This window comes from Bradyrhizobium sp. 191 (assembly GCF_023100985.1).
Taxonomy (GTDB): domain Bacteria; phylum Pseudomonadota; class Alphaproteobacteria; order Rhizobiales; family Xanthobacteraceae; genus Bradyrhizobium; species Bradyrhizobium diversitatis.
Genome location: NZ_CP064692.1, coordinates 1,454,954 through 1,481,203, shown reverse-complemented (window position 1 = coordinate 1,481,203; position 26,250 = coordinate 1,454,954). Strand labels below are relative to the sequence as shown.

General features: G+C 65.6%; 23 protein-coding genes. 17 read left to right on the top strand and 6 right to left on the bottom strand.

Features of this window, described 5'->3' with window-relative positions; genetic code table 11:
• Positions 1-10 precede the first annotated feature (10 nt).
• The 4 genes from IVB23_RS06875 (at position 11) to IVB23_RS06860 (ending at position 4,695) form a co-directional block, all read left to right on the top strand.
• On the top strand, positions 11-1,306 hold the full coding sequence (locus IVB23_RS06875; RefSeq protein ID WP_247803033.1) for an aspartate aminotransferase family protein: 1,296 nt from the start codon (positions 11-13) through the stop codon (positions 1,304-1,306).
• The gene (locus IVB23_RS06870; RefSeq protein WP_247803032.1) at positions 1,303-2,985 is read left to right on the top strand and encodes a long-chain-fatty-acid--CoA ligase; all 1,683 of its coding nucleotides are present in this window, start codon (positions 1,303-1,305) and stop codon (positions 2,983-2,985) included. The genes IVB23_RS06875 and IVB23_RS06870 overlap by 4 nt, the downstream gene beginning before the upstream one ends.
• 112 nt (positions 2,986-3,097) lie before the next feature.
• Positions 3,098-4,030, top strand: a complete 933-nt coding sequence (locus IVB23_RS06865; RefSeq protein WP_247803031.1) for an N-carbamoyl-D-amino-acid hydrolase — start codon at positions 3,098-3,100, stop codon at positions 4,028-4,030.
• Between the two features lie 5 nt (positions 4,031-4,035).
• Positions 4,036-4,695 (top strand): flavin reductase family protein, encoded by a 660-nt coding sequence (locus tag IVB23_RS06860; RefSeq protein WP_247803030.1) that lies wholly within the window; start codon positions 4,036-4,038, stop codon positions 4,693-4,695.
• On the opposite strand, the gene IVB23_RS06855 is transcribed toward IVB23_RS06860, so the two are convergent.
• Positions 4,692-5,354 carry an aspartate/glutamate racemase family protein gene (locus tag IVB23_RS06855; protein WP_247803029.1) on the bottom strand — a complete coding sequence of 221 codons (663 nt, stop codon included), beginning with the start codon at positions 5,352-5,354 and terminating at the stop codon, positions 4,692-4,694. The genes IVB23_RS06860 and IVB23_RS06855 overlap by 4 nt on opposite strands.
• A 56-nt stretch (positions 5,355-5,410) precedes the next feature.
• On the opposite strand from IVB23_RS06855, the gene hydA reads away from it, so the two are divergent.
• The 13 genes from hydA (at position 5,411) to IVB23_RS06790 (ending at position 20,999) form a co-directional block, all read left to right on the top strand.
• Positions 5,411-6,880, top strand: a complete 1,470-nt coding sequence (gene hydA, locus IVB23_RS06850; protein ID WP_247803028.1) for a dihydropyrimidinase — start codon at positions 5,411-5,413, stop codon at positions 6,878-6,880.
• Between the two features lie 16 nt (positions 6,881-6,896).
• Positions 6,897-7,871 (top strand): NAD(P)-dependent oxidoreductase, encoded by a 975-nt coding sequence (locus tag IVB23_RS06845; RefSeq protein ID WP_247803027.1) that lies wholly within the window; start codon positions 6,897-6,899, stop codon positions 7,869-7,871.
• 1 nt (position 7,872) lies between these two features.
• On the top strand, positions 7,873-8,622 hold the full coding sequence (locus IVB23_RS06840) for an SDR family oxidoreductase (protein WP_247803026.1): 750 nt from the start codon (positions 7,873-7,875) through the stop codon (positions 8,620-8,622).
• Positions 8,619-10,055, top strand: coding sequence for an NAD(P)/FAD-dependent oxidoreductase (locus IVB23_RS06835; RefSeq protein ID WP_247803025.1), 1,437 nt, complete (start codon positions 8,619-8,621; stop codon positions 10,053-10,055). The genes IVB23_RS06840 and IVB23_RS06835 overlap by 4 nt, the downstream gene beginning before the upstream one ends.
• 97 nt (positions 10,056-10,152) lie before the next feature.
• Positions 10,153-11,772, top strand: a complete 1,620-nt coding sequence (locus IVB23_RS06830; RefSeq protein ID WP_247803024.1) for an ABC transporter substrate-binding protein — start codon at positions 10,153-10,155, stop codon at positions 11,770-11,772.
• A gap of 28 nt (positions 11,773-11,800) precedes the next feature.
• A complete protein-coding gene (locus IVB23_RS06825; protein ID WP_061883192.1) occupies positions 11,801-12,835 on the top strand; it encodes an ABC transporter permease in 1,035 nt (344 codons plus the stop codon).
• On the top strand, positions 12,832-13,680 hold the full coding sequence (locus tag IVB23_RS06820) for an ABC transporter permease (protein WP_131870041.1): 849 nt from the start codon (positions 12,832-12,834) through the stop codon (positions 13,678-13,680). The genes IVB23_RS06825 and IVB23_RS06820 overlap by 4 nt, the downstream gene beginning before the upstream one ends.
• Positions 13,677-15,347: an ABC transporter ATP-binding protein gene (locus tag IVB23_RS06815; RefSeq protein WP_061883190.1), complete on the top strand. Its 1,671-nt coding sequence runs from the start codon at positions 13,677-13,679 to the stop codon at positions 15,345-15,347. Before IVB23_RS06820 ends, IVB23_RS06815 begins: the two co-directional genes overlap by 4 nt.
• 140 nt (positions 15,348-15,487) lie before the next feature.
• Positions 15,488-17,092 (top strand): ABC transporter substrate-binding protein, encoded by a 1,605-nt coding sequence (locus IVB23_RS06810; protein ID WP_247803023.1) that lies wholly within the window; start codon positions 15,488-15,490, stop codon positions 17,090-17,092.
• Between the two features lie 17 nt (positions 17,093-17,109).
• Entirely contained in the window at positions 17,110-18,051 is a 942-nt protein-coding gene (locus tag IVB23_RS06805) for an ABC transporter permease (RefSeq protein ID WP_061883188.1), read from the top strand.
• A complete protein-coding gene (locus IVB23_RS06800; protein WP_197968251.1) occupies positions 18,048-18,971 on the top strand; it encodes an ABC transporter permease in 924 nt (307 codons plus the stop codon). The genes IVB23_RS06805 and IVB23_RS06800 overlap by 4 nt, the downstream gene beginning before the upstream one ends.
• A gap of 49 nt (positions 18,972-19,020) precedes the next feature.
• Complete coding sequence (locus IVB23_RS06795; protein WP_247803022.1) at positions 19,021-20,010, top strand: ABC transporter ATP-binding protein; 990 nt, start codon at positions 19,021-19,023, stop codon at positions 20,008-20,010.
• The gene (locus IVB23_RS06790) at positions 20,007-20,999 is read left to right on the top strand and encodes an oligopeptide/dipeptide ABC transporter ATP-binding protein (protein WP_247803021.1); all 993 of its coding nucleotides are present in this window, start codon (positions 20,007-20,009) and stop codon (positions 20,997-20,999) included. Before IVB23_RS06795 ends, IVB23_RS06790 begins: the two co-directional genes overlap by 4 nt.
• Positions 21,000-21,427: 428 nt before the next feature.
• On the opposite strand, the gene IVB23_RS06785 is transcribed toward IVB23_RS06790, so the two are convergent.
• The 5 genes from IVB23_RS06785 to IVB23_RS06765 all read right to left on the bottom strand — a co-directional run bounded on the left by IVB23_RS06785 (position 21,428) and on the right by IVB23_RS06765 (position 26,249).
• Positions 21,428-21,715 carry a YciI family protein gene (locus IVB23_RS06785; protein ID WP_247803020.1) on the bottom strand — a complete coding sequence of 96 codons (288 nt, stop codon included), beginning with the start codon at positions 21,713-21,715 and terminating at the stop codon, positions 21,428-21,430.
• 76 nt (positions 21,716-21,791) lie between these two features.
• Positions 21,792-22,766: a sugar ABC transporter substrate-binding protein gene (locus IVB23_RS06780; protein ID WP_061883183.1), complete on the bottom strand. Its 975-nt coding sequence runs from the start codon at positions 22,764-22,766 to the stop codon at positions 21,792-21,794.
• Between the two features lie 42 nt (positions 22,767-22,808).
• Entirely contained in the window at positions 22,809-23,786 is a 978-nt protein-coding gene (locus IVB23_RS06775) for an ABC transporter permease (protein WP_197968247.1), read from the bottom strand.
• A complete protein-coding gene (locus IVB23_RS06770; protein ID WP_247803019.1) occupies positions 23,783-24,733 on the bottom strand; it encodes an ABC transporter permease in 951 nt (316 codons plus the stop codon). Before IVB23_RS06770 ends, IVB23_RS06775 begins: the two co-directional genes overlap by 4 nt.
• On the bottom strand, positions 24,726-26,249 hold the full coding sequence (locus IVB23_RS06765; protein WP_247803018.1) for a sugar ABC transporter ATP-binding protein: 1,524 nt from the start codon (positions 26,247-26,249) through the stop codon (positions 24,726-24,728). Before IVB23_RS06765 ends, IVB23_RS06770 begins: the two co-directional genes overlap by 8 nt.
• Between the last annotated feature and the right edge of the window lies 1 nt (position 26,250).

Genomic DNA, 26,250 nt, shown 5'->3' with positions numbered 1-26,250 from the left:
GGGGATGGCGATGAGCAGATTGTTGCGAACCGGGCTGAATGCGGGCGAGGCCGCCCCGATGGCCGTGGTCGGCGGCGAGGGCGTCTACTTTCACCTGTCCGATGGCCGCAAGCTCATCGACGGCAGCAACACCGGCGGTGGTCTCGGCCATCGGCACCCCGCGATGGTGGAGGCGATCCGCCGCGCGGCGGATACGCCCGTGGTCAACGAGGGCTGGACCTGGGTCGGCCGCGAGCAGGCCGCGGACGATCTGATGGCGACAGCTTTCAAAGGCGAAGAGGACTGGGTCGGCGCGGTGCGCTTCTGCATCAGCGGCAGCGAGGCCAACGACATGGCGCTGTCGCTCTGTCAGGCGCTGACGCAGCGGTCCGCATTGGCGACGCGCGAACGCGCCTATCATGGCATCACCGGCCTGTCGCGCAGCATGACGGTGCAGCCGCAATGGCATGGCGGGCTCGCCGTGCATGCCGGCGGTTCGAAGCTGCCGTCGCCGATGGCACCGGTGCGGATCCTGCCGGCGCCGGATGGCGCGATCTACGGCGCGCCGGCCAACAATACGCCGCCGAGCGAGTATCTCGCGGACGCCACGCGGCTGCTCTCGGACACGGCGGCAACCATCATCGACTACACCCAGGGCGGCATCTATTACGACGGCGAATATCAAGATGAAGTGGCGCGCTGCGCGCGGCAGGCGGGCTCCTACTGGATCGCCGACGAGGTCGTCACCGGCGCCGGGCGCGCGGGCCGCTGGTTCGCGTTCCAGGGCGCGCAAAGCCGCCCGGACATCGTCACGCTTGGCAAGTCGCTCGGCGGCGGCGCCGCAGCGGTGGCAGCGGTCGTGGTGTCCAAGGACATCGTCGAGCGGCTCAAGGGGACGAGCTGGCAGAACTATGGCACGCTGCGCGGCCATCCCATCAGCATGGCGGCCGTCAGCGCCTATCTGAAGGTTGTCACCGAGGACGGGATTCTGGAGCGTGTGCAGCAGCTCGAGAAGCTGTTCATCCGCCGCCTGCTCGCGATCGCGCAGAAGCATCCGAGCGTGCAGCGCGTCGCGGGGCAGGGGCTGCACTGGACGGTGGAGCTGCGCGGGCCGGACTGGCGGACCTGGCATGCCGACACCGCGGAGGTGCCGATCGCCTCGCGCGTCGCGGAGCGGGCGCTGGAAGCCGGTGCGGTGATCGGCACCAGCGGCGAGCAGACCTCGCTGTTCCTGGCGCCACCGCTGGTCATTTCCGAGCACGAGGCCACACTGCTTCTCGATGCGCTCGACCATGGCCTCGATATTGCGGACGAGGAGCACGGGTGAGCGCGGATCACGCAACGCCACGCCGGCCGCCGGCCTGGCCGGCGGATGAGCCCTGGCATCTCGCGATGCCGGAGGGAACGCTCTACGACGCGCTGGCGCAGGCGGCGCATGAACGGCCGTCGCATCCGGCGACGGTGTTTTACGGCGCAAGCCTGAGCTATGCCGAGCTGCGCGACCGTGTCGATGCCATGGCCGGCTTCCTGCAGGGCGCCTGCGGCGTCAAGCGCGGCGACCGCGTCATGATCGCGCTGCAGAACTCGCCGCAATATGTCATCGCCTATTACGCGGTGATGCGGGCGGATGCCGTGATCGTACCCGTCAATCCCATGAACAAGACCGCCGAGATCGCGTATCTCGCCGTGGACAGCGGGGCCAAGGTCGCGATCATCGGGAGCGAACTGAGCGATGTGTTTGCCCCGCTGCTGGGCGAGGCCATCAGGCATGCGATTGTCGCGCAGTATCGCGACGAGGTCCCAGCCGCGACGCCCTATACGCTGCCATCCTGCGTGACGGAAGCGCCGGCGGAGGTGCCGTCATCGCCGGGCCGGCATTCCTGGTCGTCCGCGATCGCGCAAGGCTTGAAGCCGGGCATGATGACCACGGGGCGGGACGATCTCATGATCCTGCCCTACACCTCGGGTACCACGGGCAAGCCCAAGGCGTGCATGCATACCCATCGCAGCGCGCTGTTCACCGCCGTGTTGCAGGCGCGCTGGTATCAGCTCGATGGCAGCGACGTGATGACCGGCTTCATGCCTTTGTTCCATGTTGCGGGCATGCAGGGCTCGATGAATGCGGCCATGGTCACCGGGGCCACGCTGCTCCTGATGGCGCGCTGGGACAAGGATCTGTTGCCGGATCTGTTCGAGATCCATGGCGTGACGTTCTGGAACGCCGCGCCGACCATGATCGTCGACGTGCTCGCCAGCGCGCGGTTTCGCGACAAATGCTTTGCGAAGCTCAAGGTTCTGACCGGAGGCGGCGCGGCGATGCCGACCGCGATCGCTGAGCGGCTCAAGGGGCGGTTCGGTCTCGATTTCGTCGAGGGCTACGGCATGACCGAGACGATGTCGCCGACCCATCTCAATCCGATGGCGGCGCCCAAGCGGCAGTGCCTCGGCATCGCTGTGCAGGAGACCGACGCAAGGGTCGTCGATCCCGAGAGCCTGATCGAGCTCGGCGACAACGTGGTCGGCGAGATCATCGTGCACGGACCGCAGGTGTTGCAGGGGTACTGGAACAGGCCGCAGGCGAATGCAGAGGCCTTCATCGAACTTGACGGAAAGCGGTTCCTGCGTACGGGCGATCTCGGCTATCGCGATGCCGAAGGCTATTTCTTCGCCGTCGATCGCCTGAAGCGGATGATCAATGTCAGCGGCTTCAAGGTCTGGCCGGCCGAAGTCGAGGCCGCGATGTACCAGAACCGCGCGATCCGGGAGTGCTGCGTCATCTCGGCGCCGGACGACTACCGCGGCGAGACCGTCAAGGCGCTAGTCGTGCTGGACGAGGCGGCGCGGGCAACGACATCGCCCGATGACATCGTTGGCTGGGCGCGTGGCGCGATGGCGAGCTACAAGGCGCCGCGCGCGGTCGTCTTCGTCGACCAGCTGCCGCGCACCGCAAGCAACAAGATCAACTGGCGGCTGTTGCAGGATGCCGAATGGGGGCGAACGGCATGAAATCTGCTTGGCTGGAAAACGGACGCAAGGCGGCGCTATGCTGCCGCTACGCCCTTGAAGCTGCGATCCCCAGCCTCGCCAGGAAATTCGTGAAGAGATCAGGAAGTCGCTGATGCGCATCGTCAATGTCGCCGCCGCCCAGATGGGCCCGATCCAGAAAGCCGATAGCCGCGAGGCCGTGGTCAAGCGCATGATCGCGCTGATGGACGAGGCCAAGAGCAAGGGCGCCGACCTGATCGTCTATCCCGAATTGGCACTGACGACGTTCTTCCCGCGCTGGTATGTCGAGGACCGGGCCGAGTTCGACGTCTGGTTCGAGCGGGAGATGCCGAACGCGGCGACGAAGCCGCTGTTCGAGCGTGCCGCGCAGCACGGAATGGCGATGAACTTCGGCTATGCGGAGCTGACGCCCGACGGTCATCACTTCAACACAGCTATTCTCACCGACAAGTCCGGCAGAGTCGTCGGCAAATATCGCAAGGTCCATCTTCCGGGCCATGTGGAGTACGACACCAGGCGCTCGCACCAGCATCTGGAGAAGCGTTATTTCGAGCCGGGCGATCTCGGCTTCAAGGTCTGGCGCGAGCTCGGCGGCATCATCGGCATGGCGATCTGCAACGACCGCCGCTGGCCCGAGACCTATCGCGTCATGGGCCTGCAGGGCGTCGAGATGGTGCTGATCGGCTACAACACGCCGTCGGTGAATGCGGAGAAGAGCGAAGAGGGCGTCGAGAAGCGCCTGTTCCACAACCGCCTCTCGGTGCAAGCCGGTGCCTACCAGAACGCGACCTGGGTCGTGGCGGTGGCCAAGGCCGGCGTCGAGGACGGCCACCCGCTGTTCGGCGGGAGCCTGATCGTCGATCCCAATGGCGAGATTGTTGCAGAAGCCAAGACGGACGAGGACGAGGTCCTGGTCCACGCTTGCGACCTCGATGCGACGACCTTCGGCAAGACCACGATCTTCGATTTCGCCCGGCATCGCCGCATCGAGCACTACGGCCTGATCACCAGCCAGACCGGCGCGGTGCCGCCGCCGGAGACGTGACGCCGATGGCTGACAAGGGTATCTCTCTGCGCGAGCTCGACGCGCGTGACCGCTACAAGCTGCTCTGCGGCGTTGTGGTGCCGCGGCCGATCGCGCTGGTGACGACGCTGGACGAGAACGGAGCTGTCAATGCCGCGCCGTTCAGCTTCTTCAACGTCTTCTCGGAAAGCCCCGCGCTGATCGTGCTCGGCCTGCAGCACAAGCCTGATCACAGCCCGAAGGACACGACCCGCAACATCCATCGCGACGGCGAGTTCGTCGTGCACATGGTGGATGAAGCGCTGTCGGTGGCGATGAACGACTGCGCGGTCGATTTCCCCTCCGGCGACAGCGAGGTCGCCGCAACGGGCCTGGCGACGCTTCCGTCGGTGGACGTGAAGGTGCCGCGCCTCGCCGCGGCGTCGTTCGCACTGGAATGCCGGCGCCATGTGGTGCTGACCTTCTCACCTGATCGTGAGCTGCTGGTTGGCGAGGTGCTCAGGGTCCATGCCCGCGAGGGCCTCGTCGACGAGGCCAACATGTATGTCGATCTCGACGCGTACCGGCCGATCGGCCGCATGTTCGGCAATCTCTACACCACGCAGCGGGACACGTTCGTACTTGCCCGCGAGAGCCATGCGCAATGGCTCGCGCGCCAGGACGCCAAAGAGCTGAAGGACGCCTAGTGAGCCGAGAACTGCACCGTACCCAGCGCCATGGTGACGGCCGCCTGTGTCGGGTCGATCACGGGAATGCGCAGCGCGTCTTCCAGGGCACGGCGGTGGCGCGCCATGCCGGCGCAGCCCATCACGACAGCGCGGGCACCGTCCTCGTCGCGCAGCGCGCGGCCGACCTCGATCATCTTGGCAAGCGTGCCTTCGCCCGAAGCGGTTTCGGCGACGCTCATGTTCAGCGGCCGCTCGCCGGAAAAGCGGTCGGTCAGACCCATCTGCCTGAGGTAGCGCATGTGACGCGGGATCGAACGCTGGGCGATCGCGATGACGCCAAAGGTCTCGGCGCGGGAAAGCGCCGTCAGCACGCCGCACTCGGCGATGCCGAACACGGGGCGATCGGTGCCTTCACGGCAGACCTGAAGCCCGGGATCGCTGTAGCAGGCGATGACGAAGGCGGCCGAGCTGTTGTCGCTTTCGACGAGCTTTCGCAGCGGCATCGCGACGCTGTCGGCGTCCGCCTGGCTTTCGATGCCGAAGGGCCCCTCGGCCAGCGTCTGGCAGACCACTTCCGGCCCGCCCTCGAAGTCGAGCGGCTTCAGCGCGTCCTCCAGCCCTTGCGTGACCTTGTGGTTGGAGTTCGGGTTGATGACGAGAATGCGCGGCCGGGACATGATGGTCTTCCTGCAAAATGGAGATCACTCGTTTCAGGCATATCATGGAGTGCCTCATGACTGAACCAGTTTACGACCTGATCATCCGCGGCGGCCGCGTCGCCACCACCACCGACGTGTTCGAGGCCGATGTCGCGATTTCCGGCGAGACCATCGCGGCCGTCGGGAAGGGCCTTCCGGCGGCCAAGCGCGAGATCGACGCGCGCGGCAAGCTGGTGCTGCCCGGCGGCGTCGACAGCCATGCTCATATCGAGCAGCTCTCCGCTGCCGGCATCATGAATGCAGATACGTTCGAAAGCGCGACGGTCTCTGCCGCTTTTGGCGGCACAACCACGGTGATCCCGTTTGCCGCCCAGCATGTCGGGATGAAGCTGCCGCAAGTGGTTGAGGACTATCACGCGCTCGCAAAGAAAGGTGCCGTAATCGACTACGCCTTTCACATGATCATTGCGGACGCGACGAAGGAAACGGTCGAGGAGCACATTCCCGCGCTGGTGAAGCAGGGCCATGCCTCGATCAAGATCTTCATGACCTATGATCGCCTGAAGGTGGACGACGAGCCATTGCTCGACATTCTTCTGGCCGCGCGCCAGTCCGGCGCGATGCTGTGCGCCCATGCCGAAAATCACGGCATCATCGCCTGGATGGTGAAGCGGCTGCTGGCGCGCGGCTACACCATGCCGAAATACCACGCCGTCAGCCACGCCCGCGTGTCGGAGGCGGAAGCCTTCACCCGGCTGATCGGCATGGCTGCGCTGATCGACCAGCCGATCATGATCTTCCACGTCTCGACCGCCGAAGGCGCCAAGGTGATCCGCGACGCGCGCGGGCAGGGGCTCAAGGTCTTCGCCGAGACCTGTCCGCAATATCTGTTCCTCACGGCAGGCGATCTCGACAAGCCCGGCGCGGAAGGCGCCAAATGGATGTGCAGCCCGCCGCCGCGCACGCATTCGGACCAGGAGGCGCTGTGGCAGGCGCTGTCGCTCGGCGATCTCCAGACCATTTCGTCGGATCACGCGCCGTATCGCTATGACGAGACCGGCAAGCTCCGCGCCGGTCCCAATCCGAACTTCAAGCAGGTCGCCAACGGCCTGCCGGGACTGGAGCTGCGGCTGCCGCTGTTGTTCGACGCGATGGTGTCGAAGGGACGCTTGGGCCTCGAAAAGTTCGTCGAGCTGACCGCGACGGCGCCGGCAAAGATCTACAATCTGCATCCGCGCAAGGGCTCGATCGCCGTCGGCGCCGATGCCGACATCGCGATCTGGGATCCGAACCGCGAGGTCACGATCGCGGACGAGATGATGCATGACCTCACCGGCTACACGCCGTTCGCGGGCCGCAAGCTGAGGGGCTGGCCGGTGTCGGTATTATCGCGCGGTCGCGTGATCATCGAGGGCAACAAGTGTCTCGCGAGCGCGGGCAGCGGAAGATTCCTGGCGCGCAGCGGCGGCGAGGCGGCGAAGCCGACCGGCCGGCTCGTCGCCGACATGGATCCGGAACGGAACTTTGGGGCAAAACTGCTGTGATGGCGGATCGCGCGCGATGAAGATCGTCATCTTCGGCGGCACCGGCTTTGTCGGCCTCAACCTGGCGGAGGCGTTGCTCGCGCGCGGCCACGACGTGACGCTGTATGATCGTTCGCCGCTGCCGCCGGCCGCGCAGCGATCCCTGCTGGATTTTCGGGAGCGGCTCCGAATCGTTCAAGGCGATATCACCGACGCGGCCGGTATCGATGCCCTCATCGCTGAAGGCTGGGACGCAATCGTGCTGGGGGCGGCCATCACCGCCGGGGATGATCTCGAGAGGGCGTCGCCCGCGCGCGTTCTCGAGATCAACGTCATGGCGCAGATCCCGATCCTGCAAGCGGCGATCCGTCACGGCGTTCGCCGGGTCGTCAATCTGTCCTCGGCGTCCGCCTATGGCGCCGCAGGCCAGCGTCATCAAGTCCTGGACGAGGAAACGGCCTGCGATCCCGTCTCGTTCTACGCCATCAGCAAATTCACCTCGGAGCGCTCCGTCGCGCGCCATGCCGAGCTCTTTGGCGGCGATTTCCTCAGCGTGCGGCTGAGCGCCGTGTTTGGCCCGTGGGAGCGGGCCGGCGCTGTGCGCGATACGCCCAGCCTCCAATTCCAGATCCTGGCGGCGTTCGCCCGCGGCGAGCCGGCGATCATGCCGGGACCAGGCCTTAAAGATTGGACCTACGCGGTCGACGCGGCCGAGGCCGTGGCTGTGCTGATCGAGGCCGAGCGGCCACGCCATCGTCTCTACAACATCTCCAGCGGCGCGGCCTGGTCGGCGCTGCAATGGGGCGAGGCCTTTGCGGCACTTCATCCCGGCCTGCACTGCCGGCTGGCGGTGCCCGGAGAAAGCACGGTTATCAAGCTCCACGGGGGCGATCGTGCGCCGCTCTCGGTTGCACGGATGTCCGACGAATTCGGTTGGCGCGCGCGGTTCGGCTGCGCGGAGTCCGCTGCCGCGATGAGCGCCTGGTGGGTGCAGCACAAGGAGGGGATCTGACATGCGGCTGCAGGGACGCACCGCCATCATCACCGGCGCGGGCTCGGGCATTGGCCGCGCCAGCGCAAAACTGTTTGCAGAAGAAGGAGCGCGTCTCGCTCTGGTCGATCGCGATGCCGCGGGGCTCCAGGAAACGCTTCGCCTGCTGGGCGAAGCAACGACGCATGTCGGCGACGTCGGCGATGCCGCATTCGCCGAGACGGTCGTCGGTGACGTCGTGGCCCGGCACGGCCAGCTCGATATCCTGATGACGGCCGCGGGCTTCTCCTGCGGCGGCACGGTGCTGACGACGAGCCCGGAAGACTGGGATGCGGTGTTCCGCGCCAATGTCGGCGGCACATGGCTGTGGGCGCGGGCGGCGGTGCCGCAGATGCAGCGGCAGAACAGCGGCTCGATCATCACGCTGGCATCGCAGCTCGCGATCGCCGGCGGCAGGGGCAACAGCGCCTATATCGCTGCCAAGGGCGCGATCGTCAGCCTGACCCGGACGATGGCGGTGGATTTCGCAACGGACGGCATCCGCGTCAACGCCATCGCGCCGGGCGCGATCGATACGCCGATGCTTCGCCGCAGCTTCGCCCGTCACGCCAATTCAGAGGAAGTGCGCGAGGCCTCGCGCAACCGGCACGCCATGAAGCGGTTCGGTCAGGCGGAGGAGATCGCCCAGACCGCGCTGCATCTCGCCAGCGATGCGTCCTCGTTCACGACCGGCACCGTGATGGTGGTCGACGGAGGCTGGCTCGCGGCATGAGTGAGGCGCTCACCCAGCTCGAAGCGGACGTGCGCGCCGATCTCGCTCGGATCGCGCATCCCGGTGCCGCATGGCTCGAACCGAAGACCGGGCCGGACGGCAATCCTGCGCTGGATGTGCTCATCATCGGCGCCGGCCAATCCGGCATCGCCATCGGCTTCGGCCTGATGCGCTCCCGCGTCAGCAACATCCTGCTGATCGACAAGGCCGAGGAGGGCAAGGAGGGCCCGTGGCTCACCTATGCCCGGATGCCGACGCTGCGCAGCCCGAAGGATTACACCGGGCCCGATCTCGACATCCCGAGCCTCACCTACCAGTCCTGGCACGAAGCCCGGTTCGGCAAGGAGAGCTGGCAGACGCTCGATCTGATTCCGCGCGCGCACTGGGCCGAGTACCTGCTCTGGCTGAGGCGCACGATCGGCTTGCCGGTATGCAACGGCTGTGAGCTCCTGGAGATTGCGCCAGCGGCCGACGGCCTGCTCGCCGCGCGCGTGAAGCATGCCGAAGGGACGGAGACGCTTTATGCGCGCAAGATCGTGCTGGCGACGGGGCAGGAGGGTATGGGCGGCTGGATGATCCCGGAGCAGCTAGCGCATCTGCCGGCGAGTTCGGTCGCGACCGTCGCCGACGCCATCGATTTCGAAAGCTTGCGCGGCAAGCGCGTGGCCGTGATCGGCGCCGGCGCCTCCGCCTTCGACAATGCGGCCACCGCGTTGGAGGCGGGTGCTGCCGAGGTGCACCTGCTGTGCCGCCGCGCGCAGATCCAGGTGATCCAACCCTATCGCTGGCTGACCTTCCGCGGCTTCCTGCGCCATCTCAGCGATCTCGACGATGCCTGGCGTTGGCGCTTCATGCGCAAGGTCCTCGAGATGCGGGAAGGATTTCCGCAACCAACCTATGACCGCTGCGCGCGTCACGCCAATTTCACCTTGCACGAGGGTGCGCCGATCGAAGCGGCGCACCAGACAGGCAAAGCCATTGAATTGCAGACGCCGCGGGGCGTCATCATTGCCGATTTCGTCATCTGCGGCGCAGGCATCGAGATGGACTTTGCCGGCCGCGGCGAGCTCTCGAGATTTGCCGGCAATATCGCCACCTGGGCCGACCGCTACCAGCCGCCGGACGACGAACGCAACGAGCGGCTCGGCCGCTTTCCCTATCTCGCCGATGACTACGCCTTCACCGAGCGCGTGCGCGGCAAGACGCCGTGGATCTCGGACATCCATCTCTTCGCCATCGCCTCGACCATGAGTTTTGGTCCATCGGGATCGTCGATCAACGCGATGACCACCGCAGTGCCCAAGCTCGTGAATGGGCTGACGCGCGGCCTGTTCCGCGCCGATGTCGAGCGGCACTGGGCTTCGCTCAGCGCCTACGACGTGCCGCAGGCGGTGGTTGCGCGGCCGGCGCGAAAGACGGAGGAGCAGCGATGATCATCCATGCCCCGCCGCAGCGAAGATTGGCGCGCAACTTGCTTCTTTCTTGACCAGCCTTGGCGACCTTCCTGTTCGACAATTCAAGGGAAAACGAATGCGTTTTGTGTCTTTCAGATCCGCGACCACGATCCTCGCCACCACCGCGCTGTTGCTGATCGCGACCGCGCCGTCGCATGCGCAATCCAGGGCGGAAACGCTGCGCTATGTGACCGGCGCATCGGTCAACACGCTCGATCCAAACATCCCCGGCGCGACCCGCGAGTCCTTCGGGCTCAGCATGAGCACTTACGATCGGCTGGTGTCGTTCGGTCGCAAGCAGCTCAACGGCAAATGGGTGTTCGATCTCGACACTATCAACGGCGAGCTCGCCGAATCCTACGACGTCAGCCCCGATGGCCTGAAGATCACCTTCCGCCTGCGCAAGGACGCCAAGTTCCAGGACGGCTCGCCCGTGACGGCGGACGACGTGAAGTGGTCGCTCGACCGCTGCGTCACCGCGCCGATCCTAGGCAAGGCGCAGCTGCTGACGGGATCGCTCACCTCGGCCGACCAGTTCAAGGTGATCGATCCCCTGACAATCGAGGTGACGCTGCCGAAGCCCGACAAGCTGGCGCTGCCGAATCTCGCCACTGTCTATCCGATGATCATCAACTCGAAGCTGGCCAAGGAGCATGCGACGGCGGACGATCCGTGGGCGATGGCCTGGCTGAAGGAACACACCGCCGGCAGCGGCGCCTATGTGATCGAGAGTTTCAAGCCCGGCGAGCAGGTGACCCTCAAGCGCAACGAGGCCTGGAATCGCGGTTCTCCCGACCGGCCCGCCTTCTTCAAGCGCATCATCGTGCAATCGGTGCCGGAGCCGGCGACCCGCGCCAATCTGGTCGAACGCGGCGATGCCGATATCGTACTCGATCTGCAGGCGAGCGACGTCCAGTCGCTCGAAGCCAAGGGCAAGCTGAAGGTGGTCTCGACGCCGCAATACAACGCGATCACCTACGTCTCGATGAACAACCAGATACCCCCCTTCGACAACGTCAACGTCCGCCGCGCCATCGCGTTCGCGCTGCCCTACGAGGACATGTTCAAGGCTGCCTTGTTCGGCCGCGGCATGCCGCTGTACGGCGCCAGCTGGCCGGACGGCAAACCGCTGAACGGAATCTATCCGTTCCAGCAGCCGGTCAAGCTCGACCTCGACAAGGCAAAGGAATATCTCAAGACCGCCGGATTCCCGGAGGGCTTCTCGACCACTTTCAGCTTCAATGTCGGGTGGGCCTCCCAGGCGGAGCCGATGGCGGCGCTGATCAAGGAGTCGCTCGGCAAGATCGGGATCAAGGTCGACATCCAGAAGCTGCCTGACGCGCAGATGTCGACGCTGATCAACGAGAAGAAGCTGCCCTTCTTCACCGAAGGCATCGTCGCTTGGCTGCCTTCGACGGACTACTTCTACCGCAACTTCTATACCGGCAATCAGCGCTGGAACTACTCGTCGATCAACAATCCCGACCTGGTCGCGATCGCGCAGGGAGCCCGCTTCGAGCCGGACAAGGCCAAGTACGAGGAGGCCGGCCGCAAGCTCAATGCGATGCATTTCGACCTGATGCCGCAGATCATGCTGTGGCAGCCAAATCAGGATGCGGTGATGGCGGCCACCGTCGAAGGCTACACTTACGAGTTCCACCGCCAGGTCGACTATCGCAACCTGAGCCGCAAGTAGCTTCCGAAAGCAGGAGAGGTGCCGAAAAGTGAAGACCGGTCTTGGTGCAACGATAGTGAGAGCGGGCAGGCGGCTTCTGTCGTCGCTGCCGGCATTGTTCGGTGTGCTGGTCTTCACCTTTCTCCTGATGCGCGTCCTGCCCGGCGACCCCGCGGTATTCTTCGCCTCGGGGCCCAATGCCGGCAAGGAGGAGATCGAGCAGATCCGCAGGCAGATGGGGCTCAACAAGTCGGTGCCGGAGCAGCTCGTGTTTTATCTCTCCGACATCGGCCACGGCAATCTCGGCCGCTCCATGATGACGGGACAGCCCGTGCTCAAGGACCTGCGCGAGCGGCTGCCGGCCTCGCTGGAGCTCACCTTTACCGCGCTCCTGATCGCGCTGATCGCGGCGGTGCCGCTCGGCGTGGTCGCGGCCTTGCGGCCCGGATCGATCGTCGACCATGGCGTGCGGCTGTTCTGCGCGCTCGGTGTCTGCGTGCCGACCTTCGTCTCGGGACTGCTGCTGATCTACGTCTTCTACTATCTGCTCGGGCTCGCGCCTGATCCGACCGGGCGGATCGACGTCTTCACCTCGCTGCCGCCGCAGCACACCGGTTTTCTCTCCATCGATTTCCTGCTCGCGGGCGATTTCGAGGGCTGGTGGGCGGCCTGCAAGCAGTTGGTTCTGCCGGCGGTGAGCATGGCCCTGTTCGTGATTGCGCCGCTGGCGCGGATCACGCGCGCGTCGATGCTGGTCTCGCTCGGCAGCGATTTCGTGCGCACCGCGCGCTCGGTCGGATTGTCCTGGCGCAAGGTGGTCGTGACCTACGCGCTGCGCAATGCGATCCTTCCCGTCATCACCATCGCCGGCATCGTGTTCTCGACCATGCTGGGTGCCAACGTGCTGGTGGAGAAGGTGTTCTCCTGGCCGGGCGTCGCCTCCTACGCGCTCGATGCGCTGCTGTCCTCCGACTATGCGCCGGTGCAGGGCTTCGTGCTGCTGATGGCCAGCCTGTTCGTGCTGGTCAATCTCGTGGTCGATATCTGCTACGGCATCGCCGATCCCAGGGTGTCGATCGAATGACCAGTGCAACCCTTCGCCACTCGGTCTGGATCCTGCGCGGCAATCCGCTCACGGCCGTCGCTGCGGCCGGGGTGACGCTGTTCGTCCTGGTCGCGATCTTCGGACCGTGGATCGTGCCTTACGATCCCGTAGCCTCGAACGTCTCGGAGGCGTTGCAGCCGCCGAGCGCGACGCACATTGCCGGTACGGACCAGCTCGGGCGCGACGTGTTCAGCCGTCTCATCATCGCCGCGCGGCTCGACCTTGCCATCGCGGTCTCCGCGGTCGGAATCTCCTTCGTGATCGGGGCCGTCGTCGGCGCATTCTGCGGCTATGCCGGCGGCCGGCTCGATCGCGCCGTCGGCCGTTTCGTCGATGTGATGATGGCGTTCCCGCTGTTCGTGCTGGCGATGGCGATGGTGGCTGCGCTCGGCAACCGGATCGAGAACATCGTGATCGCGACCGCGATCATCAATCTTCCCTTCTACATCCGCTTTGCACGGGCCGAGGTCAACGTCAGGCGCAATGTCGGCTGGGTCGAGGCCGCACGCGCCTGCGGCGAGAGTCATTTTTCCGTGGTGCTGCGCTTCCTGCTGCCGAACATCCTGCCGGCGATGGCGGTGCAGATCTCGCTCAATCTCGGCTGGGCGATTCTGAACGCGGCGGGCCTGTCCTTCATCGGCCTCGGCGTCAAGCCGCCGACGCCGGAATGGGGCATCATGGTCGCCGAAGGCGCGCGCTTCATCTCGACCGGACGGTGGTGGCTGGTGGCCTTTCCGGGCCTCGCGCTGATGATGGCGGTGCTGTGCTTCAATCTCCTCGGCGACGGGATGCGGGACATTCTCGATCCCCGGATGCGCACATGAGCGAGGACCTGCTCAGGATCGACGACCTCCACGTCGCCTTCTCAACGCGGCGCGGAATGGTCGAGGCTGTGCGCGGCGTGACGCTGACCGTCAAGGCCGGCGAGATGCTCGGCCTCGTCGGCGAGAGCGGCTCGGGCAAGTCGGTCACCGGCTTTGCGACGACGCGGCTGCTCGATGCCGCCGGGCGCGTCACCGGGGGCAAGATCCTGTTTCGCGGGCAGGACGTCACAAAGCTCAGGGGCGATGACCTCCGCCAGCTCCAGGGCGCCGCGATGTCGATGATCTTCCAGAACCCGCGGGCGGCGCTCAATCCGATCCGCGCCATCGGATTGCAGATTGCGGATGCGATCCTCACGCACAAGCGCATCTCGAAGGAGGCCGCGCGCGCCGAGGCGCTGGACCTGCTGCGCGCGGTCCAGATCCGCGATCCCGAGCAGCGGATGAACGCCTATCCGCACGAGCTCTCGGGCGGCATGTGCCAGCGCGTCATGATCGCGATTGCGATCTCCTGCAATCCTGCTCTGCTGATCGCCGACGAGCCGACGACCGGGCTCGACGTGACCACGCAGAAGGTGGTGATGGATCTCCTGGCGGACATTGCCGCCGCGCGAGGCATGGCGACGATCTTGATCACGCATGACCTCGGCCTCGCCGCGCGCTATTGCCGCCGCATCGCCGTGATGGAGCGTGGCCGCATCGTCGAGGAGGCGAGCCCCGGCAAGCTCTTCAGCGCGCCGCAGCACGCCTATACGAGGCGCCTGGTCGCGGCATCGCCGACGGCGACGTCACGGATCGAAGACCTCGTGACTGAGGAGGAGAGAGAGCGTTACAACGCCGTTCTCGACAAGCCACGGCCGGTGCTGCCACATGGCACACCGCCGCTGCTGGAAGTGCGGAAGCTCGCGAAGCGCTTCGACCAGGGCTCCGCCGCGGTTGCCGACTTCTCGATGACCATGGCCGGCGGCGAGAGCGTCGGTCTGGTCGGCGAGTCCGGCTCCGGCAAAAGCACGACGTCGCGGATGATCTGTCGCCTGATCGACCCGAGCGAAGGCGACATCGTGTTCGACGGGCAATCGATCGGCCACGTGGCGTCGCGTGATTTTCACCGCTCGCCGCTCCGCAAAGACATCCAGATGGTCTTTCAGGATCCGAACGAGAGTCTCAACCCGCGCTTCACGGCGTTCGATTGTATTGCCCATCCCTTGATGCGGCTCGACGGAATGCGCACGGGTGAGGCGCTGCGTCAGCGTGTGGAAGAATGCGCGCAACGGGTTGGACTGCCGCTTGATCTGCTGCCGCGGTTTCCGCATCAGCTCTCCGGCGGGCAGAAAGCCCGTGTCGGTATCGCTCGCGCCATCGCCTGCCGGCCGCGGCTCCTGGTGCTGGACGAGCCGACCGCCGCGCTCGACGTTTCCGTGCAGGCCGTGGTGTTGCAGCTGCTCGACCGCCTCAGGCGCGAGAACGACATCGCGCTGCTGTTCGTCAGCCACGATCTCAACGTGGTGCGCATGCTCTGCGACCGCACCATCGTGCTGCGCAATGGCGGCATCGTCGAGCAGGGCGAAAGCCGGGCGCTGTTCGACAATCCGAAGACCGACTACACGCGCAAACTGGTCGAGGCGATCCCGCACATCGAGACCGGACCGACGCTGGCGGCCGCTCTTTGAAGCCTGGACCGGCCAAAAAGAGCGATGTGATCCGACTGGCGAGGCCCATTAGTGGCATACCATTTGCTTGCAAATGGGCTCGGTTTCACTTGCCCTTTGCCAATGAATAGCTGGCATCACGGCGTTTCTGGGAGGACTTCATGGATCGCAGGACGGTATTGAAGGGACTGGCGGGCGCGGGCGGTCTGGCATTGACGGGAGGCCTGTCGGCCCCGGCGATCGCCCAAGGCGCGGCGGCACGCACCCTGCGTTTCGTGCCGCAGGCCAATCTCGCCAATTTCGACCCGATCTGGGGCACGCAATATGTCGTGCGCAATGCCGCTGCGATGGTCTGGGACACGCTCTACGGCATCGATTCCTCGTTCCAGCCGCAGCGGCAGATGGTCGAGTCCGAGGAAGTGACCGACGACGGCACGACCTGGACGTTCAAGCTGCGGCCCGGCCTCAAGTTCCACGATGGCGAGCCGGTGCTCAGCAAGGACGTCGTGGCAAGCCTGACGCGCTGGTCGGCGCGCGATCCGATGGGCCTGATGATCAAGGCGCTCCAGCAGGAGCTCACGGCCGTCGACGACCGCACGTTCAAGTGGGTGCTGAAGCAGCCCTTCCCGAAATTGCTCTACGCGTTGGGCAAGAACAATTCGCCTTGCGGCTTCATCATGCCGGAGCGCATCGCGCAGACCGATCCATTCAAGCAGATTTCTGAATATATCGGCTCCGGTCCGCTGAAGTTCGCCAAGAGCGAGTGGGTCCCCGGTGCGAAGGCCGTGTTCGAGAAATTCGCCGACTATTCACCGCGGCAGGAGAAGTCGTCATGGCTGGCCGGTGGCAAGCAGGTGATGGTCGACCGCGTCGAGTGGGTGATCATGCCGGATCCGGCAACCGCGGCGGCCGCGTTGCAGAACGGCGAGATCGACTGGTGGGAGAACCCGATCGCGGATCTCGTTCCAGTTCTGAAGAAGAACAAGAATATCAGCGTCGATATCGGCGATCCCCTCGGCAATATCGGCTCGTTCCGCATGAACTTCCTCTATCCGCCGTTCAACGACGTCAAGGCGCGGCGCGCGGTGCTGATGGCGCTCAGCCAGGAAGACTACATGCGCGCGATCGTCGGCGACGACAATTCGCTGTGGAAGCCGCTGCCCGGCTACTTCACGCCGGATACGCCGCTCTACACCGAAGTGGGCGGCGATATCCTGAAGGGCAAGCGCGATCTGGACGCGGCCAAGAAGCTGCTCGCCGAGAGCGGCTATTCCGGTCAGCCGGTGACGTGCCTGGTGGCCCAGGACCAGCCGATTACCAAGGCACAGGGCGACGTCACCGCGGATCTGCTGAAGAAGCTCGGCATGAATGTCGACTTCGTCGCAACCGATTGGGGTACGGTCGGCTCCCGCCGCGCGCAGAAGACGCCTCCGGGACAGGGCGGCTGGAACATGTTCCACACCTGGCACGCAGGCGCGGATTGCGTCAATCCGGCTCCCTACACCGCCATTCGTGCTAACGGCGACAAGGCCTGGTTCGGCTGGCCCACCAGCGCGGCCACCGAAAAGGAGGTCGCCTCGTGGTTCGAGGCCAAGAACCTCGACGAGGAGAAGGCCGCCATCGGCCGCCTCAACAAGGCGGCGATCGATGACGTCGTCTACGCGCCGACCGGTTTCTTCCTGAGCTACACCGCGTGGCGCAAGAACGTCTCCGGCGTTGCCAAGGGACCGCTGCCGTTCTTCTGGAGCGTGTCGAAGTCCGCATGATCGTGCGCTGAGGCCAGATGCTCTCCTACATCCTCCGTCGCATCGTCGCGACCTTGCCAGTCATGGCGATCGTCGCGCTGTTCGTGTTCAGCCTGCTCTACATCGCGCCGGGCGATCCGGCCGTGGTGATCGCGGGCGACCAGGCGAGTCCGGAGGATGTGGAGCGCATCCGGCAGAGCCTCGGCCTCAACCGGCCGTTCCTGGTCCAGTTCGGAAGCTGGGTCTGGCGCATCCTGCACGGCGATCTCGGTACCTCTATCTTCACCAATCTGCCGGTCTCGGCGATGATCGGGCAGCGTCTCGGTCCGACGCTGTCGCTGATGATCGTCACGCTGCTGCTCACGATCGTGGTGGCGGTGCCGCTCGGCGTGGTGGCGGCGTGGAAGGCCGGCAGCCTGATCGACCGCGTCATCATGGGCTTTGCCGTGTTCGGATTCTCGCTGCCCGTGTTCGTGGTCGGTTACATGCTCGCCTACGTCTTCGCGCTGGAGCTCGAATGGCTGCCGGTGCAGGGCTATACGCCGCTCGCGCAGGGCTTCTGGCCGTGGCTCGAGAACCTGATCCTGCCGGCGATCGCGCTCGGCTGCGTCTATATCGCGCTGGTCGCACGCATCACGCGGGCAGCCATGCTCGAAGTGCTGCAGCAGGACTATGTCCGCACCGCCAAGGCCAAGGGACTCGGGCAGGGCGGCATCCTGTTCATTCATGCGCTGAAGAACGCGGCGGTGCCGATCGTGACCGTGATCGGGATCGGCATCGCGCTCCTGATCGGCGGCGCGGTCGTGACCGAAAGCGTGTTCGCGATCCCCGGCCTCGGCCGCCTCACCATCGATGCGATCCTGCGCCGCGACTATCCGGTGATCCAGGGCATCGTGCTGCTGTTCAGCTTCGTCTACGTCCTCGTCAATCTGATGATCGACGTCGTCTACACGCTCGTTGACCCGAGGATCCGCTATTGACCGATACCACCGTCAATCCGCAATCGCTTCCGGCCGGTCTCGTCGTCGCGCCGCAGCTGCCCGAGATCCTGCGGCCGGTCGTAATCCGGCGCGGCCTCGTCGGCCTCCTGCGCGGCCATCCGACGGTCGCGATCGGCGGCGCGCTGCTGCTGACGCTCGTGCTGATCGCGGTCTTCGCGCCTTATCTCGGCACGGTCGACCCGACCGCGCTCGCGCCCGCCAAGCGCACCCGGGCGCCGTCGGCCGATTTCTGGTTCGGCACCGACGTGCTCGGCCGCGACATCTATTCCCGCGTGCTGTTTGGCGCGCGCGTTTCGCTCACGGTCGGCCTGTCGGTCGCGATCTTCGCATCTGCGGCGGGTCTCGCCATCGGCATGATCGCCGGATTCATCCGCTGGGCCGACGGCATCCTGATGCGGTTCATGGATGGCCTGATGTCGATCCCGCCGATCCTGCTCGCGATCGCGCTGATGGCGCTGACGCGCGGCAGCGTCGGCAACGTCATCCTGGCGATCACCGTTGCCGAAATCCCGCGTGTCTCGCGCCTCGTGCGCAGTGTGGTGCTGTCGCTTCGCGAGCAACCCTATGTGGATGCGGCCGTGGCCTGCGGCACGCGCTCTCCAATGATTATCCTCCGCCATATCCTGCCCAATACGGTTGCGCCGATGCTGGTGCAGGCGACCTATATCTGCGCCAGCGCCATGATCACCGAGGCGATCCTGTCCTTCATCGGTGCCGGAACGCCGCCGACCATCCCGTCCTGGGGCAACATCATGGCCGAGGGCCGCGCACTGTGGCAGGTGAAGCCCTACATCGTGTTCTTCCCGGCGGCGTTCCTGTCGGTCACCGTTCTCGCGGTGAATTTGCTCGGCGACGGCCTTCGCGATGCGCTCGACCCGCGCATGGCCAAGAGTCTGTGATGTTGCAAGAGTCTGTGATGTTGCCTGTGATGGATCGAGGCTGATCGCGATGGCTTTGCTCGAAGTCGAGAACCTCCAGACCCATTTCCGCACCCCCAGCGGCGTCAACCGCGCGGTCGACGGGGTGTCCTTCCATGTCAATGAGGGCGAGACGCTCGCCATCGTCGGCGAGTCCGGCTGCGGCAAGTCGGTGACCTCGATGTCGCTGATGCGACTGATCCCGGAGCCCCCGGGCAGGATCGCAGGCAGCATCCGCTTTGCGGGCAGGGATCTGCTGCAGCTGTCCGATCGCGAGATGCGCGCGATCCGCGGCAATGACATTTCGATGATCTTTCAGGAACCGATGACCAGCCTCAATCCGGTCCTGACCGTCGGCCGCCAGATCCGCGAGACCTTGATGATCCATCAGGGTCTCGACAAGCAGGCGGCGGAGGCGCACGCGGTCGAGATGCTGACGCTGGTCGGCATTCCCGAGCCGAAACGCCGCGTGCGCGAATATCCGCATCAGCTGTCCGGCGGCATGCGTCAGCGCGTCATGATCGCGATCGCGCTCGCCTGCAATCCGAAGCTTCTCATTGCGGACGAGCCGACAACCGCGCTCGACGTCACGATCCAGGCGCAGATCCTGAAGCTGATGCTGGACCTGAAGCGCCGGGTCGGTGCTGCGATCATCCTCATCACCCACGATCTCGGCGTCGTCGCCGAGATCGCCGAGCGTGTCATGGTGATGTATGCCGGCCGCAAGGTCGAGGAGGCGCCGGTGGCCGAGCTGTTCCGTTCGCCGCGTCATCCCTACACACAAGGTTTGCTTGGCGCGGTGCCGCGGCTCGGCTCCTCGCTGACGGGCACGGCAAGACGGCTCGCCGAGATTCCCGGGCAGGTGCCGGATCTCCGCAAGCCGATCACCGGCTGCGTCTTCGCCGGCCGCTGCGCGCTCGCGACCGATCTCTGCCGGCAATATGCGCCGGGGCTGGAGGAGAAGGGCCCCCGCCACGTCGCCGCCTGTCATTACGCCGCCAAGGGAGCCATCGCGGCATGAGTCCTCCGCTGCTCCAGGTCAACGACCTCAAGAAGCACTTTCCGGTCAAGAGCGGCCTGTTCGGCCGCAAGTCCGAATTCGTCTATGCGGTCGACGGCGTGTCGTTCGAGATCGCGCGAGGCGAGACCCTGTCGCTGGTCGGGGAGTCCGGCTGCGGCAAATCAACGGTCGGCCGCGCCATCCTGCGGCTGTTCGAGATCACCTCGGGGCAGGTCATCCTCGACGGCCAGAGGATCGACGACGCCGCGCCGAGCACGATGCGCCAGATGCGCCGGCGCGTGCAGGTGGTGTTCCAGGATCCGTTCTCGAGCCTCAATCCGCGCATGCGCGTGCGCGACATTCTCGCCGAGCCGATCCGCAATTTCGGCCTCGCCAAATCTGCGGAGGATCTCGAGGTTCGCGTCACGTCGCTGATGGACACCGTGCGCCTGCCGCGCGAGGCGCTGAACCGCAGGCCGCACGAATTCTCCGGCGGCCAGCGTCAGCGCATCGGCATTGCGCGCGCGCTTGCGGCCGAACCTGAGCTGATCGTGTGCGACGAGGCGGTTTCCGCGCTCGACGTTTCGGTCAAGGCGCAGATCGTCAATCTGCTGCAGGATCTCCAGAGCGAGTTCGGCCTCGCGCTGCTGTTCATCAGCCACGATCTCGCGATCGTCGAGCACATGACCCATCGCGTTGCGGTCATGTATCTCGGCAAGATCGTGGAAGTGGCGCCGCGCCGGGAGATCTTTGCCGCGCCAAGGCATCCCTACACCAAGGCGCTGCTCTCGGCGGTGCCGCTGCCGGAGCCGGGGGCGCAGCGCAATCCCATCATCCTCAAGGGCGACGTGCCGAGCCCGATCAACCCGCCGAACGGATGCCGCTTTCACACCCGTTGCCCGTTCGTCTTCGACCGCTGCCGGACAGAGGAGCCGATGCTGCGTTCGACCGGAGCCGAGCAGTGGGTGGCGTGCCATCTCGAAGAGGCCGCGCCGGCCATGAGCAGTTGAGGGATCTGAAGCCAGTTCGCGTCGAGTTAGTCGCGCCAACGCTTGGGATCGCCTGTGGCCGTCCTTCGAGACGCCCGCCAACGGCGGGCCCTCAGAATGAGGACCGAGTGCGTTGCTCTAGTTTCAACGAGCACCGATGCCGCTTAGCCTCATCCTGAGGGCCCGCCGGAGGCGGGCGTCTCGAAGGACGAGGCGCGCGCTCAGCTCGCGCAAAGCACCATATGCGATTGCTCTGACGGAGGACGGGACTGACATCGGGTGATGATGGCATTATGCTCCTGTTTTGCCCGACGAGTCAAAATCACCGCCGATCCGGGGCGGTATCGGCCTCGGATGCGAGGCCGCGCGATGCATCGGAAATTCGTAAGCGAAAACAAGCCCCGCTCTACTGTGCATGGGGTTGTTTTCGCACTTTGTCGTCGCGGGCCTCAACCCTGCCGGCGCAGGAAGCCGGTGATCGTCACCTTGTCCCAGATCCCGGCCGCGGCAAACGGATCGGCGCGATTGAAGGCCTCGACCTCGGCCCGGCCCGGCGCCTCGATCAGGAACAGGCTGCCGATCATGGCCTGGCCGTCATCGGAGACCAGCGGTCCCGACATCACGATCTTGACGCCGAAGCGCGAGGTATCGCTCAGGAAGGCCTTGTGCGCGTCGTAATTGGCAAGCCGCGTGGGCAGCGCACCGGTGCGGTCGAGGGCGTGAATGGCGAACAGCATGATGGTCTCCGTTTCTTGCTTCAGTTCTTGGGACGGCCGCGGGGGCGGCCGTCCGGACTCGACGTGATCGGGTGGTCTACTTCGCGCCGAGCTTGCCGGCGTCCTCGAAGGTCGGACAGGTCCGCTGCTCCAGCGGGACGTCGAACGGCTGGTAATTGGCCTTGGTGATGACGGTCGGCTTCAGCACGATCTCGCTGATGACGGGCTGATTGCGCAAGGAGCGGATCGCCATCATGGTGCCGAGACAACCTTGCGCAAAGCCGTTGTAGTCGCCGCTCGCCAGCAGCTTGCCGGACTTGATCGCGTCGATCGCCTCCTTGGTGCCGTTGATGCCGATCACCTGGGCCTTGCGATTGGCCCCGTCGAGCGCCTCGATCGCGCCGACCGCCATGGCGTCGTTGGCGGCGAGCACGCCGTCGATCTGCGAGTTCGACTGCATCAGGTTCTCCATCACCTGGAGCGCCTGGAGCCGCTGATAGTTGCCGGGCTGGGAGGCCAGCAGCTTGGCGCCCGGATTCTCCTTCAGCGCGTCGTTGAAGCCGCGGACGCGGTCGACATTGGTCAGCGAGCCCTTGACGCCCTCGATGATGACGATGTTGCCCTTGCCGCCCAGCGTCTTCAGCAGGAAGCGCGCGGTCTCCAGCCCGAGGCTGTAGTCGTCGGCGCCGACGAAGGACAGGAACTTGCCGCCGGCTGAGCGGTCGGTGATGTTGACGACCGGGATCTTGGCTTCGTTGATCTTCTCGACGCCCGGGACCATCGCCTTGTAGTCGACCGGCGTGAACACGATCGCGCTCGGCTTCTTCACCACGACGTCCTCGATCTGGCTGAGCTGCTCGGGGATCGAGTCCGGCTTGGTCGGGATGTACTGAAGCGTCTTCGCGTTCAGCGTCTTCGCCATGTTGTCGGCGCCGACCCGCACCGTCTGGAAGAACGGATTGGTCTGGTTCTTGGTGAAGACGGCGATGGTCTCGCCGTCGGCGCGCGCCCCGGTGGTGAACGCGGCCGCCATCAGCAGCGGCAGCGTCAGATAGCCAAGTTTCTGTTTCATGTTGCCTCCATCCCTCGTTGTGCTTGTTGGAACTTCAAGAACTCATTGCGCGCGGCGGCGGGTCTTCATGTCGAGCCAGACCGCGAGAATGACGATGACGCCGGTGACGAGCGGCTGCCAGTTGGCGCTGACCGAGAGCAGGTTCATGCCGTTCAGCACCAGGGTGAGGATCAGCGCGCCGATGAAGGTGCCGAACACGGTGCCGACGCCGCCGAACAGCGAGGTGCCGCCGATCAGCACGGCCGCGATCGCGGGCAGCGTCAGGCTCTCGCCGATGTCGGCCTCGGCCGAATTGAGCCGCGACAGGAAGATGATCGAGGCGAGCCCGGCCATAGTGCCCGAGACCGCATAGACCAGCAGCAAGCGCCGCGCGACCGGGATGCCTGAGAGCCGCGCCGCGACCGGATTGGCGCCGATCGCATAGATCTCCTGGCCCCAGATCGTGCGTTGCGCGAAGAACGTCCCGATCCCGAGGAAGACCAGCAGCAGATAGACCGGGATGGGCAGGCCGAACAGATAGCCGCTGCCGATCTGGCGGAAGCCGGCCGGGAAGCCGTGCAGGGTCTCGCCCGCCATGTACCAGTAGGTGAGGCCGTTCAGCACCCAGAGCATGCCGTAGGTGGCGATGAAGGAGGGGATGCGGAGCGCAGTGACCATGATGCCGTTGAGCAGGCCGACGATGCCGCCGCAGGCAAGGCCGGTGAGGATGCCGAGCGCCGGCGAGCCGGTCGTGTGGATCACGGTCCCGGCGATACAAGCGGACAGCGCGACATTGGCGCCGACGGACAGATCGAGGCCGGCGGTCAGCACCACCAGCGTCAGGCCGGAGGCGATGAAGAAGGTCAGGCTCGCCTGCCTGAGCACGTTGAGGATGTTGCCGAGGCTCAGGAAGGAATCGCTGAGCACGGCGAGCACCGCGCAGATCAGGAGCGCGGCGAGCAGGCGGTAAAACACCTGGATCGCATCCTGCGAGAGGAACGAGCGGGGCGGCGCGATGGCGTCCTTGGTGATGTCGGTCATGTACGGCTCCTGAGGCCGTCGAGGAACAGGGCAACGATGACGAGCACGCCGACACTTGCGACCTGCACGGAGGACGGCAGCGAGATCAGGTTGAGCCCGTTGCGCAACACGCCGACCGAGAGGACGCCGAGCAGCGTGCCGAGCAGCCAGCCATTGCCGCGCTCGAACGAGGTGCCGCCGACGGCGACGGCCGCGATGGCATCGAATTCGAGGCCGAGGCCGGCGGTGGGGTGACCGGAGTTCATCCGCGCGGTCATCAAGAGACCGGCGATGCCCGCCATGGCGCCGCCGATCGCGTACACCGCGATCAGGAGCCGGTTTGGCGAGAGACCGGCATAGCGCAGCGCCTCGCGGTTGCCGCCGAGGGCGAAGATGTAGGTGCCGAACCTCGTATGATAGAGCAGCACGTGGAAGACCGCGTAGGTCACGAGCGCCATCACGATCGGAACGGGGATGCCGAGAAGCGTCGCCGAATAGATGTCGCGCACGCTGTGGGGAATGCCGACGACGCTCTGGCCGTCGCTGACGATCAGCGACAGTCCCTGCGCCATGCCGAGCGTGCCCAGCGTCGCGACGAAGGGCGGAATGCCAACGATCGCGACCAGCCAGCCATTGGCGAGGCCGAAGGCCGTGCCGACCATCAGGCCGGCCCCGAGGCCGAGCAGCATCGACTTGGTCGCGAGCGACACGATGGCGACGCAGAGCGAGGTCAGCGTCAGCACCGCGCCCATCGACAGGTCGAGCCCCTCGGTCATGATGATCAAGGTCATCGGCAGCGCGAGCATGGTCAGGATGGTCGACTGCACCAGCACGTTGGAGAGATTGGCGACCGACAGGAAGCCGGGCGCGATCACGCTGAACAGCGCGATCAGCAACACCAGCACCATGGCAACGCCGGGAATACGTTGCAGCGGATTGGGCTCCGAGACGATCGCGGCTTCACGCATGATGCATCCCCAGTCGCACGATATTCTCCTCCGTCAGTTCGCTGCGCGTCAGGTGCCCGGCAATGCGCCCCTCGCGCATCACATAGGCGCGGTCGCAGACATGGCAGATCTCGACCTGCTCGGACGAGATCATCAGGGCCGCCGCGCCTTCCGCGACGAGGCGGTCGATCAACGCAAAGATCTCGGACTTGGCGCCGATGTCGATGCCTCGCGTCGGCTCGTCGAAGATGAACAGCTTTGAGCCGGCCGCGAGCCACTTGCCGATCACGACCTTCTGCTGATTGCCGCCCGAGAGCAGGCCGACGGTCTGGCGCGCGCTCGGGGTTGCGATGCGGAGCTGGCGGATCAGCCCGTCGGCGGTGCGCTGTGCTCTGCGCTGGTCGAACAGCCCGCTCGGGAACAGCCTGCGCAGCGCCGACACCACCAGATTGTCGCTCACCGAGCGCAGCAGCGCCAGGCCCTCGCTCTTGCGGCTCTCCGGGATCAACGCGATGCCGCGGCGGGCGGCGAGGTCCGGCTCGCCGGAAATGGTCTTGCCGTCGAAGATGATCTCACCTGACGTCACGGGATCGGCGCCGAAGATGGCGCGCGCGACCTCGCTGCGGCCGGAGCCGACCAGCCCGCACAGGCCGACGATCTCGCCCCGGCGCACCTCGATATTGATGTCCGAGATGCCGGTTGGCGCGGTCAGACCCTTGACCTCGAGCAGGAGGTCGCCGGGCTTGTCGGCAAAATGCCGCGGATAGGTCATGTCGACGTTGCGGCCGACCATCATGCGGACGAGCTGGTCCGGCGTGACGTCAGCGGGACGGACGCCGTCGATGCGGCGGCCGTCGCGCAGCACGGTGATGCGATCGCCGAGCGCGAACACCTCGGCCATGCGGTGCGAGATATAGACGATGGAGACGCCGTCCGCCTTCAGCCGAGCAATCAGCGCAAACAAGAGCTCGGTCTCGCGGTCGGAGAGCGCCGCGGTCGGCTCGTCCATGACCAGGATACGGGCGTTCTGGCTGATCGCTTTCGCGATCTCGACCATCTGCTGCTGCGCCACGCCGAGCTTGTCGACGGTGGTGGAGGGATCGATGTCGAAGCCGATCGAGTCGAGCACGCGCCTCGCATCAGCCAGGATCTTGCGGCGGTCGATGGTACCGGGGATGCGGCCCTTCGGCTCGCGTCCCAGGAAGATGTTCTGGGCGATGTCGAGATGGGGGACCAGCGAGAATTCCTGGAAGATCACGGCAATGCCGAGCTTCTGCGCGTCCGCGGTGGAGTTGATCGCGACCGTCTCGCCCTTGTAATAGAACTCACCGGCGTCGGCGCGGTAGGCGCCGCAGAGCACCTTCATCAGGCTCGATTTGCCGGCGCCGTTCTCGCCCAGCAGCATGTGGACTTCGCCGGGGTAGACGGCAAAGGACACGTCATCCAGCGCCTTGACGCCAGGAAACTCCTTGCTGATGCCGCGCAGCTCCAGCAGCGGCGTGGGTGAGGTGACCTCGATCGGGAGCGCGTCGCTCATG